Genomic DNA, 17,023 nt, shown 5'->3' on the forward strand with positions numbered 1-17,023 from the left:
GCACGGATACTTTCAAAATCCGTACCAATTATTCGTTCACCTCAATTTCTCTGATATCCGAATCATCTACAGCATCATCTTCTTTCATGACCTTGGCAACGGCAGCGATTGAATCCGTATCTTTCAGATTTATCAATTTTACGCCTTGAGTTGCCCTTCCCATCACTCGTAAATCTTCAACACTCATTCTGATGGCGATGCCAGATTTATTGATGATCATCAAATCGTCTAAATCCGAAACATTCTTGATGGCCACAAGTTCGCCAGTTTTATCCGTAATTGAAATGGTTTTAACACCTTTCCCTCCTCTATTGGTAATTCTATAGTCGTCAATAGTGGAACGTTTGCCGTATCCATTCTCAGAAACCACCAGGATATCATCTTCAAAATTGTGAACGGAAACCATCCCAACCACCTCATCGGCATCGCTTGCTAAGGTAATTCCCCGAACCCCGGAAGCGTTTCTCCCCATAGGTCGTGTTTTGCTTTCTTCAAAACGTATTGCCTTACCAGATTTCAACCCAAGCAGAATTTGGCTAGTACCGGTTGTCAATTTAGCTTCTAACAACTCATCTCCCTCACGAATGGTAATAGCATTAATTCCATTTTGTCTCGGACGAGAATATTGTTCCAAAGAGGTTTTTTTGACCGTTCCTTTTTTGGTAGCCATTATAACATAATGGCTATTAACGTAGTCCTCATCCTTTAAATCCCTGGTACAGATAAACGCCTTGACCTTATCTTCTTGTTCAATGTTGATTAGATTCTGAATAGCTCGTCCCTTGGAGGTTCTACTTCCCTCTGGTATTTCAAAGACGCGCATCCAAAAACATTTCCCTTTTTGGGTAAAGAACAACATATATTGGTGGTTGGTCCCTACAAATAAATGCTCTAAGAAATCTTCATTTCGGGTTGAGGATGCTTTTTGCCCTACACCTCCCCTATTTTGGGTCTTGTATTCTGTAAGTGGTGTTCTTTTAATATATCCAGCATGGGAAATGGTAATAACCACTTGCTCATCAGGAATCATATCCTCAATACTCAAATCACCACCGGCAAAATTGATTTCAGACCTTCTATCATCGCCATACTTTTCCTTGACTTCCATGAGCTCATCCTTGATGATTTGCATTCTGCGCTCTTTTTTGTCAAGAATATCCTTAAGGTCTTCTATGGTTTTCTTCAGTTCTTCATACTCCTCTCGAAGTTTATCTTGCTCCAGTCCGGTCAATTGTCTGAGGCGCATTTCTACAATGGCCTTCGCCTGAACTTCGGTAAGCTTAAAGCGCTCCATCAAGCTACTTCTTGCTTCTTCAACATTTGAAGACCCACGTATTATGGCAATCACCTCATCTATATTATCGGAAGCGATGATAAGCCCCTCCAATATATGTGCTCGGTCTTCTGCTTTCTTCAACTCGTATTTGGTACGACGCACTACGACTTCATGCCTGTGCTCTACAAAATGATGGATTATTTCCTTCAAATTGAGCAACTTGGGTCTTCCTTTAACCAATGCAATGTTATTTACACTAAAGGAAGATTGAAGTGCAGTATACTTATAAAGCGTGTTCAAAACGATATTTGGAATGGCATCTCGTTTAAGAATGTAAACAATACGCATCCCTTTTCTATCGGACTCGTCGCGAATAGTGGAAATTCCCTCTATCTTTTTGTCATTGATAAGATCAGCCGTCTTTTTGATCATATCCGCCTTATTCACCTGATAAGGAATCTCCGTAACTATGATACACTCGCGGCCTTGGACCTCTTCAAAGGTAGCTTTGGCACGCATAACAACCCTACCTCGACCGGTATGAAAAGCTTCCTTGACCCCATCATAACCATAAATTATACCTCCGGTCGGGAAATCAGGAGCCTTGATATGGGTCATCAGCTCATCAATTTCGATATCAGAATTGTCGATATAAGCCACAGTACCGTCCACAACTTCAGATAGATTATGGGGTGGCATGTTGGTGGCCATACCTACTGCAATACCGGAAGCACCGTTCACCAATAAATTGGGAATACGCGTTGGAAGAACGGTCGGTTCTTCCAAAGAATCATCAAAATTCAACTGATGGTCTACAGTATCCTTGTCGATATCCGCCAACATTTCGTCTGCAATCTTTCGCATACGTGCCTCCGTGTAACGCATGGCTGCTGGACTATCTCCATCAACAGACCCAAAGTTACCTTGCCCATCAATCAACATGTAACGTAAGCTCCACTCTTGTGCCATACGCACCATGGTATCGTAAACAGAAGTATCGCCATGGGGGTGATATTTACCCAAAACCTCACCCACAATACGGGCAGATTTTTTGTGTGCACTTGTAGACCTCACACCCAGTTCGTGCATTCCATAAAGTACCCGTCTATGTACTGGTTTTAGACCATCCCTTACATCAGGTAGGGCACGTGACACAATGACCGACATTGAGTAGTCAATGTAGGCCGATTTCATTTCATCTTCAATATTGATCGGAATCAACTTTTCTCCTTCCGCCATACTAAAATCCTATTGGTTTTACTGGTTAAAACATCGTGGCAATATACATAAATTCAACCCTTAAACGGCTATTGGCACTTACTTTATTAAAAAAATTATCAACACAATCGGACATCTTTTCAGGTCCTTCTAAATCTATGTTAAAGTATTAGGAAAAAGCACTTTATTTCGACTTTTAAACCATGTTTATCGAATATGGGTACGGTATTTGACCTGCGTAAGCATACTTTTATTAATTTTAATTGCTGAATAAGAAAGCGTATGGATGATAATTTTTCCCCTAGAGTAAAAGACGTTATAGCTTACAGTAAGGAAGAGGCCCTGAGATTAGGGCATGATTTTATAGGAACGGAGCACTTAATGCTGGGTCTTTTGCGGGATGGCAATGGCAAAGCCATTAATATTTTGGATGCCCTGGATGTGGATTTAGATCATCTTAGAAGAAAAGTTGAAATTCTAAGCCCGGCCAATCCAAATACAGGCACCATACAAAAAGATAAGAAGAACCTCCATTTAACAAGACAGGCGGAACGTGCATTGAAGACCACCTTTTTGGAAGCCAAGCTTTTCCAAAGCTCTTCCATAAATACAGCCCATCTACTCTTGTGTATTCTACGGAATGAAAATGACCCTACTACCAAATTGCTGCACAAGTTGAAGGTGGATTATGATAATGTAAAGGAGCAGTTCAAATCTATGATAACCAGTGAAGATGATTATTTGGATACACCTAGAGCGGAGTCTTTCCCGAGTGATCCTGAAGAAACAGGAGAATCTAAAGAAAGTGGCTTTGGTGGCAGTTCCAGTCAAAAAGGCAGCAAAAAATCCAAGACACCCGTACTGGACAACTTTGGAAGGGACTTAACACGATTGGCAGAAGAAAACAAACTCGACCCCGTAGTGGGACGGGAAAAGGAAATTGAAAGAGTCTCCCAGATTCTAAGTCGTAGAAAAAAGAACAATCCTTTGCTTATAGGTGAACCAGGAGTTGGTAAAAGTGCCATTGCTGAAGGACTTGCGTTGCGTATAATCAATAAAAAAGTATCCAGAATTCTTTATAACAAAAGAGTTGTTACTTTGGATTTAGCATCACTCGTGGCAGGAACCAAATATCGTGGACAGTTCGAAGAACGTATGAAAGCGGTGATGAACGAATTGGAAAAGAATGATGACATCATTCTTTTTATTGATGAGATTCATACCATTGTTGGTGCTGGAGGTGCCACAGGTAGCTTGGATGCTTCAAATATGTTCAAGCCTGCATTGGCACGTGGAGAAATTCAATGTATTGGAGCTACCACTTTGGATGAGTATCGTCAGTATATTGAAAAGGACGGTGCGTTGGAACGTCGTTTTCAGAAGGTAATGGTAGAGCCAACTACGGTAGAAGAGACCATTGAAATATTGATGAACATAAAAGGTAAGTACGAAGATCATCATAATGTGAATTACACGGATAATGCCATTGTGGCCTGTGTAAAACTTACCAATAGATACATGACCGACAGATTTCTGCCAGACAAGGCCATTGATGCCCTGGATGAAGCAGGTTCGCGTGTGCATATTGTCAACATGGATGTTCCCAAACAGATTTTGGAGTTGGAAACCCAACTTGAGGACGTAAGGGAATTGAAAAACAGTGTGGTCAAGAAGCAGAAATATGAAGAAGCCGCCAAGTTGAGGGATGATGAGAAGCGCTTGGAAAAAGAGCTTATGGCCGCGCAAGAACGTTGGGAAGCCGAGAGCAAAATGCATAGAGAAACCGTGTCAGAAGAAAATGTGGCAGATGTTGTCTCTATGATGAGCGGTATTCCAGTAAACCGAATTGCCCAGACTGAAAGTAATAAGCTTGCCGAATTACCAGAACTAATCAAAGGTTTTGTAATTGGTCAGGATGAAGCCGTCGCCAAAGTAGCGAAAGCTATCCAAAGAAACAGAGCTGGACTAAAAGACCCCAACAAGCCTATTGGCTCCTTTATTTTCTTGGGACAAACAGGGGTAGGTAAGACACAATTGGCGAAAATATTGGCCAAAGAACTTTTTGACTCCGAAGATGCCCTGATTCGTATCGATATGAGCGAATACATGGAAAAATTCGCAATTTCTAGATTGGTAGGAGCACCTCCGGGATATGTTGGGTATGAAGAAGGCGGACAATTGACTGAAAAAGTTAGGAGAAAGCCCTATTCTGTAATTCTTTTAGATGAGGTTGAAAAAGCGCATCCAGATGTCTTCAATATGTTGTTGCAAGTTCTTGATGATGGTTATCTGACAGACAGTCTTGGAAGAAAAATCGATTTTAGGAATACGATTATCATTATGACTTCCAATATTGGTGCACGTCAGCTGAAAGACTTTGGACAAGGAGTTGGTTTTGGTACCGCTGCAAAAAAAGCTCAGGCCGATACTCATCAGAAGAGTGTTATAGAAAATGCCTTGAAAAAGGCTTTTGCTCCAGAGTTTTTGAATCGAATTGATGATGTGATAGTTTTCAATCCTCTGGAAAGAGAGGACATTCATAAAATCATTGATATTGAATTGGACAAATTGTTCAAAAGAATCAAGGATATTGGTTATGATTTGAACCTTTCTGAGAAAGCCAAAGATTATATTGCTGAAAAAGGATTTGACAAACAATATGGAGCAAGACCTTTGAAGAGAGCCATCCAAAAGTATATTGAAGATGCTCTCGCAGAAGAAATTGTAAATTCCAAATTGGAAGAAGGCGATAGTATTTTTATGGATTTGGATGAAAAGAAGGAAGAACTTACTATTAAAATCAAAAAGCCTAAAAAATCACAAGAAGCGGAATAAGTACTTACTGTTTCTTAACACTATAAAAGCCGGCAATTGCCGGCTTTACTTTTAAAATCATCTTCATTTTACCTTACATACGATATTTACGCTTTTAATCTATATTTTTTTAGGCCTAAGGGCTTTACCGCTACATTCGTAATGAGACACTATAACTTTTGGGAATGAAAATTGCGTACAGGAAACCCATCGTGGTACGAGAGTATCAGTTGGATATAGGGACCGTGCAGGTATACGAGGACTACATGGTATCCACTTTTGATGAAGGAGCCACACTTACCTTGGAAAGAGCTTATCAAATCATCGGTATTTCAGAGATTCATTTTAGGGAAAAAGATTTTGGCTATATAAGTCTTCGCAAAAATTCGTACGCCATTGATCCAACCATTTATAATTACATAAGAGGACTTGAGAATCTCAAGGCGTTCGCTATAGTTTCCAAAAAGGAAATTGACATGCACAACTTCAAAATTGAAAAGTTGTTTTACAAAAAAAATATGGAGTTCTTCATTGAGTATGAAAACGCTGTAGCGTGGGTAAAAAAACGTCTCAAAAAAAAGAAAAGTAAAAAGCAATAGGATTTCAGCATAGCCTCATCCCAATAGGGTTACTTTACTAAAAAAAGCCATTCCTCCTAAAAGTGTTCTGCATACATCTTAAAAGTTCACTTTTACAGTAAATCCGATTCCCTTTCAAGGGAGATTTTTCCCTTTCATGAAACTTTTGTCTTAAGGATGGGTACTCCAACCATTCCTTTGCACAAAAACAACCATGAACTCAATATTTAGCTTTGTATCAAATCAAATTCGAAAAGAACGCGTTTGGAAATTCACTTTCCTAATTGTTCCGATGATATCTTTTTTTGCCTCATTTACGATACTGATTCTATTGATTATTTCACGTATTACAAATTAGATCATGAGACGCTCGATACTTTTATTTGTTCTGTTTGTAATTATGTTATGCATTGCATCCCTTAGTGAAAATGGGGGAAGAAATAATGTAAATACAAAATGGGTCAATACCACTACCAATTTGACAGCCAAGGAACAGCCTCAGAACCGCCTTCATTTATTGGATAGTACCAGCACGAAAATCATTTCGCAAAAAAGGTAAAACTTCGAATTGTACTTAGCCTTTAGGTTGATTGTCATTTGGGGGTTGGGGTTGTCTAAACAATTCAACAAAAGCTTTCCCTATAGCATCAATCATTGAAGAGGCGGTGATGGATTCATATCCATGCGCAGGCACTTCCAAATCGGCTGCAAGCCCATGTAGGTAAACCGCAAAAATTGAAGCGTTAAGCGAATTGTACCCTTGTGCCAGGAGTCCCGTGATCATTCCAGTTAATACATCTCCGCTCCCTGCCGTTGCCATTCCTGGATTCCCTGTACTGTTCACATAACCCTTTTCACCTGATATAACAATGGTATTAGCTCCTTTTACAACCAATATACATTGATAGGTTTCTGAAAAGCGCATGGCCTTTTCCAGTTTTTCAAAATCATTGGCCCAAGGACCCACTAGTCGTTCCAATTCTTTTGGATGAGGGGTCAGAATAGTTCCCTTCGGCATGTCTTTTAAAAATTCCAGATGTTTTGCCAGAATGTTTATTCCATCCGCATCTATAACCAAAGGTGCTTTTACCGATTTAAGGAAATTCCCAAAAGCCTGTATGGTTTCTTCTTCCGTTCCCAATCCCATTCCGATTCCAACAGCACTTGGTTTTATTGAAAGTGAAATTTTACTTATATACTCCTCCTCCCCATCGGTCAGTACCATGGCCTCCGGCAAAGAGCTCTGCAAAGGGGTGTAACCACACTCGGGGACATACAAGGTAACCAAGCCACTTCCCACCTTCAAACAGGCCTTTCCAGATAAATGTACCGCCCCAATCTTTCCGTAACTACCTCCAATTATCACCGAATGACCATAGGTTCCTTTATGCGAAAACCTTTTTCTTGGTATATATAAGGATTGGATGTCATGCTTCTGGAAGTATTCAAATGAAGAATCCACGTTCATCATAAATTCATTATCCAAACCAATATCCAGAACCTCCCAATTTTCTAGGTGTATTCCCGTTTCGGGAAGAAAAAAGACCATTTTGGGCGTTTGAAAACTCAATACATAATCAGCAAAAACCACTTTACTATCTTTCCATAACGGTTGGTCAACCGGCAAACCTGAAGGGATATCAACCGATAATGTAAATGCTTGCGAATTGTTGATATGTTCTATAAGCTTAGCTACCCAATCATCCGGGCTTCGGTTTAGGCCTATCCCAAAAATGGCATCCACGATGATATCATTGGGTTGAGTCTCTGGTAGAACTGTTTCTGGATTCATGAATTCTGGCCATATTTTACGGTCTTTCAACCGCTCCATATTCAACAAAAAATCTTTTGAACGCTTTTCACTGTAGTTGACTACATATACTTTAATGTTATAACCATGCTCCGCCAAATGTCTGGCAAGTGCAATACCATCACCTCCATTATTGCCAATACCACAAAAAATATGGATTACCACAGGCGCCCCATGAAGTCTTGCGTGAATCCATTCAAAAATTTGAATGGCAGCACGTTCCATTAGGGCATCGCTGGTAATTTGCTGTTTTTCAATTGTAAATTTATCAGCTTGATAGACCTGAGCTGCAGTTAAAATCTTCATTCAACAAAAAAAAGAGTTTAAAAATGTGGATTTAGCAAAAATATTGAACGTATTTGCCGAAGCATTCAAAAGTACTACTTTTACCCTGATAAATAATGTGCCTTGACCATAGGGCGATTTGCATATGTAATGAAACATATTTCTTTTTTCTTCACTACAATCTCCACTACTACCCCTTTGGGGTAAAGTATGCAATATTTCCGTCCGTCAACCATAGTCTAGTTATTTCATTCAAAGTAAGTTATCATGAAAGTTTTAAAATTTGGTGGCACTTCCGTAGCCAGTCCAGAAAACATACATAAAGTAAAATCAATCATCCAGAGCAGCGGTGAGGCTACACAAGCTGTAATCGTATCGGCATTTGGTGGAATTACCGATACACTTTTGGAGACCACAAAACTGGCGTCAGAACAAAATTTGGAATACAAAACAAGTCTGGATGAAATCGAGAAAAGACATATTGATACCATAAAAGTCCTGATTCCGGTAAAAAAACAAAGTGCGGTTCTAAGCAAAGTCAAAAGTGACCTTAACACTTTGGAAACCCTTTTGGAAGGTTCTTATCTAATAGGTGAGGTAACTCCAAAATTGTCTGACAAAATTGTGGGATATGGTGAGCTTTTGTCCGCTTTTATTATTTCTGAGTTTTTTATATCAGAGGGACTAAATGCATGTTTTAAAGACAGTAGAGAGCTTATTGTGACTGATGAATCATTTGGAAATGGGAAGGTTGATTTTCAAACAACCAATGATAACTGCAAAACATATGCTAATCAAAACAAGGTAAATATTACCATTTTGCCAGGTTTTATTTCCTCCAGCAAAGATGGAAACTCTACTACGCTCGGCCGCGGAGGTTCTGATTATTCCGCCGCCATTTTTGCAAGTGCTTTGAACGCTGACGTCTTAGAGATTTGGACAGACGTCAGTGGAATGTATACCGCAAATCCCAAAATGGTAAAGCAAGCTAAATGCATTTCCCATCTAAGTTACGAAGAAGCTATGGAGCTCTCCCATTTTGGAGCCAAGGTATTATATCCTCCCACTATTCAACCTGTATTGGACAAAGAGATACCCATAGTAATCAAAAACACTTTCTCCCCGGAAGATGCTGGCACACATGTTTCCAAGAATACAAATGGTAGTTTAAAAACGGTAAGAGGTATCAGTCATGTAGGAAATATAAGCCTGATTTCTTTGGAAGGTCCTGGATTAATAGGAATCCCAGGGATTTCCAAACGCTTTTTCGAGACCCTTTCTTTGGAAAGTATTAGCGTAGTTTTGATTACTCAAGCATCTTCCGAACATTCCATTTGTGTGGGCATTTCAAATGACGATGTGGACAGAGCCCAAACCGCATTGGAAGACACGTTTGCATACGAGATGCAAAACCACCGAATAAAACCCTTGCAGATAGAACGGGACTTGGCCATTGTGGCGCTTGTCGGCGAAAACATGAAAAGCCATCAAGGTTTAAGTGGACAAATGTTCAGCACTTTGGGCAAGAACAATGTAAATATTCGAGCCATTGCACAAGGGGCTTCTGAACGGAATATATCCGCAGTAATCGGTAAAAAAGACGTCAAGAAAGCACTTAATTCCCTTCACGAGACCTTTTTTGAAGAGAATATAAAACAGCTCAATCTCTTTGTAATGGGCGTTGGAAATGTAGGTGCGAAGTTTATTGAACAGATACGTTCACAATCCAGTTATTTACGGGAAGAATTAAAACTTAACGTACGCGTAATTGGAATGAGCAACTCCAGAACCATGTATTTTAATGAAGACGGAATAGACTTGGAAGATTGGCCAAATGATCTTTCTAAAGGAGAAACAGCAAATCTTGATACCTTTTTTGAAAGAGTAAAACAACTAAATTTTAGAAACAGCGTGTTTGTTGATAATACGGCCAGCTCAGAAATTGCCCAAACCTATTCAGACTACCTCAAAAACAGTATAGCCGTAGTGACCTGCAACAAAATAGCCTGTTCCTCGGAATACAATTATTATCAGCAATTGAAGCAACTTGCCAAAAAATATAATGCTCCTTTCCTTTTTGAAACCAATGTAGGGGCGGGTCTTCCAATAATAGACACCTTAAAGCATCTAATCGTTTCTGGGGATAAGATACACAAAATACAAGCGGTACTGTCAGGAAGCTTAAATTTTGTATTCAACACCTTTGATAACTCCACTACCTTTCATGATGTGGTTAAGCAAGCTCAGGAAGAAGGATACACCGAACCAGACCCAACCATCGATTTGAGTGGAATTGATGTAATGCGAAAAATTTTGATTCTTGTTAGGGAAAGTGGCCGTCAATTGGACATCGATGCAATTGAGAACAATGGTTTTCTGCCGCAGGAAAGTTTGGAAACAGATTCAAATGATGCTTTTTTCGAATCATTGAAGAAGTATGAAAATGATTTTCAAGAGTTGTTCGCAGAAGCTGAAAGTAACGGTTGTAAGCTAAAATATGTGGCTCAGTTTGAAGATGGAAAAGCTAGCGTAGGCCTACAACAAATTCCAAAAGGGCATGATTTCTATAACTTGGAAGGAAGCGACAACATCGTTTTGTTCTTTACCGAAAGGTATCCAAACCAACCCCTCATCATAAAAGGAGCGGGGGCTGGAGCAGATGTGACCGCTTCGGGTATCTTTGCCGATATTATTCGAATTGGAAACTTTTAAGATGGAGGAAATTAGAGTTTTTTGCCCAGCAACCATTGCGAACCTATCATGCGGATTTGATGTACTGGGTGTAGCCTTAGATGCCGTGGGTGATGAAATGATTGTCCGAAAAACCGATACAAAAGGTATCCAAATTACCAAGATTACAGGACAGGATTTACCTCTCGCTACAGAGAAGAATGTGGCCGGTGTAGCTGGATTGGCCCTACTTGACAAAAGCGATTATAAAGGAGGCTTCGAGATTGAAATCCATAAAAAAATCAAACCTGGAAGCGGTATTGGTAGTAGCGCGGCTAGTTCAGCTGGCACAGTATGGGCCATGAACTATTTATTAGGTAAACCTTTTTCCTTGTCAGAATTGGTGGAATTTGCTATGCAGGGTGAAAAATTAGCCAGTGATGTTGCCCATGCGGATAATGTTGCTCCTGCCCTATTCGGTGGATTTACACTCGTTCGCGGATACAATCCTTTGGATGTGGTCCCCCTGCCCTCCCCCAAAGAATTATACGCCACTGTAATCCACCCACAGATTGAGATAAAAACCTCAGATTCCAGAAAAATTTTGAAGACCAATATCACCCTCCAAAAGGGTATCAAGCAGTGGGGCAACTTGGCAGGATTGGTCGCTGGACTCTTCAAAAATGATTATGACCTAATAGGAAGATCTTTGGAAGACCATGTCGTGGAACCTATTCGTTCCATTTTGATTCCGGGTTTTGATGATATTAAAACGAGATCCCTGGAATCGGGCGCATTGGGTTGCGGAATTTCAGGTTCGGGGCCCTCAATTTTTGCATTAAGCAAAGGAAAAAATATAGCACAAAGGGTAGCGCAAGCTATGACTCAGGTATATGAAGCCATTGATGTTGAGTTTGATGTTCATGTATCCCCAATAAATACAATTGGGGTAAAACCGTTGTTTTAGATATGCGATACTATAGTTTAAACAATCCAAAACAGACCACATCATTTAAAGAAGCCGTTGTTCAGGGAATAGCTCCGGACAGGGGCTTGTATGTACCTGAAAGAATAAGCAAGCTTACCGATAGTTTCTTCCAAAACATCGATGAACTTTCCCAACACGAAATTGCTTTTCAGGCCATACATCAATTTGTTCAAGAAGATATTCCAGATTCCACATTAAAAGAAATTTTGGAAAAGGTCTTGGATTTTGAGTTTCCAGTGATTCCGATAGAAGAAAATATTTCCACTTTAGAGCTTTTTCATGGACCAACCATGGCATTTAAAGATGTTGGTGCACGGTTTATGGCTAATTGCCTAGGTCATTTTTCACAAGACAGAAGTTCTGAAGTTACCGTTCTTGTTGCTACCTCTGGAGATACAGGAGGAGCAGTTGCCAATGGTTTTTTAGGCGTTGAAGGCGTTCGAGTGGTTATCCTTTACCCGAGCGGAAAAGTAAGTGAAATTCAGGAAAAACAACTAACCACACTGGGTCAGAATATTGTGGCCATGGAGGTAGATGGGACCTTTGATGATTGCCAAAGGATGGTCAAAACCGCTTTCCTCGATGCTGAGCTTAAAGAAAATCGGAAATTAACTTCAGCAAATAGCATTAACGTAGCCCGTTGGTTACCCCAACTATTTTATTTCTTGTTTGCCTACAAAACGTTGAAATCAAAAAGTAATGAAATTGTATTCTCTGTCCCTTCGGGAAATTTCGGAAATATCTGTGCGGGAATGGTGGCTCAAAAACTGGGAATGCCAGTGAATCATTTTTTAGCTTCAACCAATGTAAACGATGTGGTACCGAAATTCATGAAAAAAGGGGAATATATACCACAACCTTCAGTTGCTACTATTTCGAATGCAATGGATGTGGGTGACCCCAGTAATTTTGTGAGAATTCAACATCTCTATGGAAATGATTTTGAAAATCTTCAAGAAAATCTATCCAGTTATTCCTTCACCGATGAAGAAACCAAAGAAGCTATCTTACATGTGTACGAAAATTTTGGTTACGTCGCGGACCCTCATGGAGCTGTAGGTTATTTGGGACTAAAAAAGTACCAACAAAAGCATCCTAATACCCATGGAGTTTTCTTGGAAACCGCACATCCTGTTAAATTTTTGGATGTGGTAAAGGAAACCCTGAATATTGAAATCGATATTCCACCTCAAATCGAACAAGTTTTGGGCAAAACCAAGCAGTCCATTAAAATCTGTGCTTACGAGCAGTTGAAAACCTTTCTTTTGGATAGTTAGGAAAGACTAGCCCTGAATTAACATCCGTTTGTTCACAAGATTACCTAAAATTGGGCAAAGGATATATTCCGAAATCGATAAATTTACCCAGAGAAAAGGAATTCTATGAAGAATACTGCATTAACAGGGGTGCACGAATCCCTTGGAGCAAAAATGGTTCCCTTTGCTGGCTATAATATGCCGGTATCTTATGAAGGTGTAAATGTGGAACACGAAACGGTTAGAAATGGCGTAGGCGTTTTTGATGTATCCCATATGGGAGAGTTTTTAATCGAAGGGCCAAAAGCGCTAGAACTGATTCAAAAAGTCACTTCCAATGATGCATCCAAACTTACCGTAGGAAAAGCGCAATACAGTTGTTTCCCAAATGAAACTGGAGGAATTGTGGATGACCTCATCGTCTACAAGGTAAAAGAAGAAACGTATTTATTGGTTGTAAATGCTTCCAATATTGAAAAAGATTGGGCACACATTTCAAAATATAACGAAGGTATAGGTGCAGAAATGCGTAACCTATCAGACGTGTATTCTCTATTGGCCATCCAAGGTCCAAAAGCGGTAGAGGCCATGCAATCCTTGTCATCCATAGATTTGGCAAGCATTAAGTTCTACAACTTTGTTGTAGGTGATTTTGCTGGTATAGAACATGTCATTATTTCTGCTACCGGATACACGGGGTCTGGTGGATTCGAAATTTACTGCAAAAATTCGGAGGTTGAACAGGTTTGGAGTCGAGTGTTGGAAGCTGGAGCCGATTTCGGTATTAAGCCCATTGGCTTGGCCGCTAGGGATACTTTACGATTGGAAATGGGGTATTGCCTTTACGGAAACGATATTGACGATACCACTTCACCTCTGGAGGCTGGCTTGGGTTGGATTACCAAGTTCACTAAGGATTTTGTAAACTCAAAAGCACTGGCCGCTCAAAAAGAAGCAGGGGTAACCAAGAAATTGGTTGGTTTTGAGATTACTGAACGGGGTATTCCAAGACAGGGGTATGATATTGTGGATGCGGATGGAAATACTATTGGGAATGTAACTTCAGGAACTATGTCCCCTTCTTTGGAAAAGGGTATAGGATTAGGGTATGTTTCCAAAGACTTTTCACAGGTTGATTCTGAGGTATTCATCCAAATTAGAAAGAAAAGCGTCCCCGCCACAATAATTAAGCTTCCGTTTTATAAAGGTTAATGGTCGACTTCCAAAACATTCTGGATGCCATAACGCTTGAAGCGAACAATACACTTGACAAGGGAAAAATTGCTTCCTATATTCCGGAGTTGGCTTGTGCTGACAAAAACAAATTCGGTATTGCACTACTGGATAAAAATGGAACCCTTTTTAGTGCCGGAGATACCAAAGAGCAGTTTTCAGTGCAAAGTATGACCAAGGTATTGACGCTTTCCATGGCATTTGATCTTTTGGGCGATAATTTATGGGAACTTGTAGGTGTGGAACCTTCGGGTGACCCGTTTAATCACTTATCGCTTTTGGAACAAGAAAATGGTAAACCAAGAAACCCCTTAATCAATGCTGGGGCCATCGTTGTTTCGGATATATTGGTTTCAAAACTCAAAAACCCCAGAGCCGAATTTTTAAAGTACGTCCAAGGTATTGCCAACGATTCCTCTATTGGATATGATGTGTCCGTTGCAGAATCTGAAAAAAGGACAGGGTTTAGAAATTATGCAGCTGCCTATCTCATTAAATCCTTTGGAAACTTGGAAAATGATGTGGAAACCGTTTTGGATTTCTATTTTCACCAGTGTTCTCTCAGTATGTCATGTGAACAATTGGTGAATACATTTTACATTTTCGCGAATCGAGGAAAGTGTCTTCAGGACAATCAACACTTAAGTCTAAGTCAGATAAAACGAATCAATGCAATTATGTTGAGTTGTGGTTTTTATGATGAAGCAGGGGAATTTGGCTTTAGAGTGGGTCTTCCCGGAAAAAGTGGGGTTGGCGGTGGTATAGTAGCCCTTCTTCCCGATAATTTCTGTGTGGTGACCTGGTCCCCAGGATTAAATGAAAAAGGAAACTCCAAACTTGGACTTCAGGCTTTGGAAAAACTGACCACAGATAGCGGTCTTTCAATTTTTTAGCTATTGGAAAACAACAAAATCCTTATACTCGGAGCAAGTGGTTTTATTGGGAATGCAATTTATAGGGAACTTCACTCCTATTTTGATACCTACGGCACCTATTTTACCAACAGAAGTTATAAAAACAACCAGCAGTTTTTGAGGTATGATATGGAGGAAGACGATATTTTTCAAATCCTTGAAAAGGTAAAACCCAAATACATCATTTCGGCACTTCGGGGAAAGTTCGTATCACAGATTCAAGCACACCAACATATAATGGAGTACCTAGCTACGGCGGATGCTAAGTTGTACTTTATTTCTTCGGCCAATGTTTTTGACGCCTACAGCAAGTTTCCTTCCTATGAAACTGACAAGACTCTATCGGAAAGCGTATATGGACGTCTAAAAATCAAGATAGAGAATATGATGATGCGTCTTCCCAAAGAAAAAGCGGCCATTTTAAGGGTGCCCATGGTCTTTGGAAATACGTCACCCCGGATAAGGGATATTAAAAAAAGTCTTGAGACCAACGAACCCATAGAGGTATTCCCCAACCTCATCATTAACGTGACCAATGATGACCGACTTACACAACAAATCCATTATTTGATAAATCAGAATAAGACAGGGATTTTTCATTTGGGAAGTACCGATTTGGTTCATCATGAGGATTTTATTAAGGAGGTTATTAAACGTTTGGGAAACTTTCATCCGGTACTGAAACGAGTTTACACTACTAATGAGGATCGCTATTTAGCGGCACTTCCCAAAGAACATTTGTTGCCTAAAAACCTAAGAATCGGGTATCAGGAAATTATTGACCATCATCTAACCGTTGAATAGCTTTTCAATTGGCCAAGGTAAGTGAACTGCTAGTAGTGCTAAATTTTCCTTTAGTCTTTAACCATTGCTTAAAAAATACTTCTATTAGTTGTTGGAATTGAATTATTTCAATTCTTTAAGAATGGCTTAGAACAAAACGGAGTATAAAAAAGGTGACAATAGCAAATCAAAAAAATGAAATAGAAAATCTTCATTTTACCACTATCCCCAAATATTGAAACCGTTACTCGTCAAAAAAATCCCTACATTCTGGCACTTGAGCCAGCCAGCAATTCCTATCGCCCCATTCTTCGGCTGATACGAAAAAAATAGAGAAATCAGATGAAAATGAAGTGTCACCAAGTCTTATTTCAATAGTGAACATTCTGGTTAAAGGCTTTGAAACATCGTCCGATTGGTGATAGAGTCTAAACAAAGGTAAAATTATACCGGACGTATAACCCTCTACTTCTCCGTTATCATCATAAAAAGGTACCTCATCAGATCTAACATAAAGTGAAGAGTCCATTTCAAAAGGACTATCAAAAAGAAAGTAACTTTGGTCTATGTCAGGATTGTGAAGTGAAATTGAAATTCCACCTGTAGCGGGTTCATCTGCCAAACTATCAGTTACATTTGCTGCTATTTCTATTTTCTGAACCGTATCCAAAACCTGTGATGGAATCCCAACAAATAATTCAGATACATAATATTGCTCATAAGGTGCCCATAGGTTTCCTTTTACAACTTCACCTGTAAACTCTCTGGACAACTCTACTACATCAATATTTACCGATAAGGTATCTCTAGTGACTGAATCAACTTCAATGGTAACAACGGAGTCATATTCCACTTCATAAATTCTTCGATACTCTGCGAGAGGATACTGAGAAATAAAGAACTCGCTGTTTTGGTTCCTGCTTTGAAGATTATTATTGGCAGAGCTATAGGTAGTAACCCCACCCTCAAAACCCGACGAAGATGTTTCAGAAAATCTAATGTTTGAAATCTCTGTAACGGCATTAATCTCGGGTTGTCCACCCTCATCGGTACAGGAAAACATTAGGATTACTCCTAAAAGCGTAAAATAAATATATCCGTAAGGAATCAATCGAAACTTCATTAGATAAACAATTTGTTTACCTCTAACTTGTTTCCTGGCATTAAATTGCTTTGAAAACGGGTTTTAACAAAAACC

At 39.7% G+C, this 17,023-nt stretch carries 12 protein-coding genes; 9 read left to right on the forward strand and 3 right to left on the reverse strand.

Annotated features, from left to right (window positions below; genetic code table 11):
* Positions 1-28: 28 nt before the first annotated feature.
* Positions 29-2,515, reverse strand: coding sequence for a DNA gyrase subunit A (gene gyrA, locus CLV81_RS18610; RefSeq protein ID WP_106147193.1), 2,487 nt, complete (start codon positions 2,513-2,515; stop codon positions 29-31).
* A gap of 261 nt (positions 2,516-2,776) precedes the next feature.
* Here gyrA and CLV81_RS18615 point away from each other — a divergent pair, with 261 nt between their 5' ends.
* The 3 genes from CLV81_RS18615 (at position 2,777) to CLV81_RS20480 (ending at position 6,445) form a co-directional block, all read left to right on the forward strand.
* Positions 2,777-5,329 (forward strand): ATP-dependent Clp protease ATP-binding subunit, encoded by a 2,553-nt coding sequence (locus tag CLV81_RS18615; protein WP_106147195.1) that lies wholly within the window; start codon positions 2,777-2,779, stop codon positions 5,327-5,329.
* A gap of 164 nt (positions 5,330-5,493) precedes the next feature.
* Positions 5,494-5,907, forward strand: a complete 414-nt coding sequence (locus tag CLV81_RS18620; RefSeq protein WP_106147197.1) for an STAS/SEC14 domain-containing protein — start codon at positions 5,494-5,496, stop codon at positions 5,905-5,907.
* 340 nt (positions 5,908-6,247) lie between these two features.
* Positions 6,248-6,445 (forward strand): hypothetical protein, encoded by a 198-nt coding sequence (locus CLV81_RS20480; RefSeq protein WP_146129940.1) that lies wholly within the window; start codon positions 6,248-6,250, stop codon positions 6,443-6,445.
* Positions 6,446-6,460: 15 nt separating this feature from the next.
* Here the strand turns inward: CLV81_RS20480 and CLV81_RS18625 are convergent, their stop codons facing one another.
* Complete coding sequence (locus CLV81_RS18625) at positions 6,461-8,002, reverse strand: NAD(P)H-hydrate dehydratase (RefSeq protein WP_106147199.1); 1,542 nt, start codon at positions 8,000-8,002, stop codon at positions 6,461-6,463.
* A 246-nt stretch (positions 8,003-8,248) separates the two neighbouring features.
* On the opposite strand from CLV81_RS18625, the gene thrA reads away from it, so the two are divergent.
* From thrA to CLV81_RS18655, 6 genes are all read left to right on the forward strand, one after another.
* Positions 8,249-10,693 (forward strand): bifunctional aspartate kinase/homoserine dehydrogenase I, encoded by a 2,445-nt coding sequence (gene thrA / locus CLV81_RS18630; protein ID WP_106147201.1) that lies wholly within the window; start codon positions 8,249-8,251, stop codon positions 10,691-10,693.
* A 1-nt stretch (position 10,694) separates the two neighbouring features.
* Positions 10,695-11,618 carry a homoserine kinase gene (locus CLV81_RS18635; RefSeq protein WP_106147203.1) on the forward strand — a complete coding sequence of 308 codons (924 nt, stop codon included), beginning with the start codon at positions 10,695-10,697 and terminating at the stop codon, positions 11,616-11,618.
* 2 nt (positions 11,619-11,620) lie between these two features.
* Positions 11,621-12,916, forward strand: a complete 1,296-nt coding sequence (gene thrC / locus CLV81_RS18640) for a threonine synthase (RefSeq protein WP_106147205.1) — start codon at positions 11,621-11,623, stop codon at positions 12,914-12,916.
* A 105-nt stretch (positions 12,917-13,021) separates the two neighbouring features.
* The gene (gcvT, locus tag CLV81_RS18645) at positions 13,022-14,107 is read left to right on the forward strand and encodes a glycine cleavage system aminomethyltransferase GcvT (protein ID WP_106147207.1); all 1,086 of its coding nucleotides are present in this window, start codon (positions 13,022-13,024) and stop codon (positions 14,105-14,107) included.
* A complete protein-coding gene (locus CLV81_RS18650; RefSeq protein ID WP_106147209.1) occupies positions 14,107-15,021 on the forward strand; it encodes a glutaminase in 915 nt (304 codons plus the stop codon). The genes gcvT and CLV81_RS18650 overlap by 1 nt, the downstream gene beginning before the upstream one ends.
* A 3-nt stretch (positions 15,022-15,024) precedes the next feature.
* A complete protein-coding gene (locus CLV81_RS18655) occupies positions 15,025-15,846 on the forward strand; it encodes a sugar nucleotide-binding protein (protein ID WP_106147211.1) in 822 nt (273 codons plus the stop codon).
* Between the two features lie 223 nt (positions 15,847-16,069).
* On the opposite strand, the gene CLV81_RS18660 is transcribed toward CLV81_RS18655, so the two are convergent.
* Positions 16,070-16,948: a hypothetical protein gene (locus CLV81_RS18660; RefSeq protein ID WP_146129941.1), complete on the reverse strand. Its 879-nt coding sequence runs from the start codon at positions 16,946-16,948 to the stop codon at positions 16,070-16,072.
* Positions 16,949-17,023 lie beyond the last annotated feature (75 nt).

It is taken from the genome of Flagellimonas meridianipacifica (assembly GCF_003001695.1).
GTDB classification, from domain to species: domain Bacteria; phylum Bacteroidota; class Bacteroidia; order Flavobacteriales; family Flavobacteriaceae; genus Flagellimonas; species Flagellimonas meridianipacifica.

Coding starts and splice junctions, on each gene's coding strand:
- gyrA (WP_106147193.1), bottom strand. CDS start 2,515: ATGGCGGAAGGAGAAAAGTTGATTCCGATCAATATTGAAGATGAAATG.
- gcvT (WP_106147207.1), top strand. CDS start 13,022: ATGAAGAATACTGCATTAACAGGGGTGCACGAATCCCTTGGAGCAAAA.
- CLV81_RS20480 (WP_146129940.1), top strand. CDS start 6,248: ATGAGACGCTCGATACTTTTATTTGTTCTGTTTGTAATTATGTTATGC.
- CLV81_RS18660 (WP_146129941.1), bottom strand. CDS start 16,948: ATGAAGTTTCGATTGATTCCTTACGGATATATTTATTTTACGCTTTTA.
- CLV81_RS18615 (WP_106147195.1), top strand. CDS start 2,777: ATGGATGATAATTTTTCCCCTAGAGTAAAAGACGTTATAGCTTACAGT.
- thrC (WP_106147205.1), top strand. CDS start 11,621: ATGCGATACTATAGTTTAAACAATCCAAAACAGACCACATCATTTAAA.
- CLV81_RS18635 (WP_106147203.1), top strand. CDS start 10,695: ATGGAGGAAATTAGAGTTTTTTGCCCAGCAACCATTGCGAACCTATCA.
- CLV81_RS18620 (WP_106147197.1), top strand. CDS start 5,494: ATGAAAATTGCGTACAGGAAACCCATCGTGGTACGAGAGTATCAGTTG.
- CLV81_RS18650 (WP_106147209.1), top strand. CDS start 14,107: ATGGTCGACTTCCAAAACATTCTGGATGCCATAACGCTTGAAGCGAAC.
- CLV81_RS18625 (WP_106147199.1), bottom strand. CDS start 8,002: ATGAAGATTTTAACTGCAGCTCAGGTCTATCAAGCTGATAAATTTACA.
- thrA (WP_106147201.1), top strand. CDS start 8,249: ATGAAAGTTTTAAAATTTGGTGGCACTTCCGTAGCCAGTCCAGAAAAC.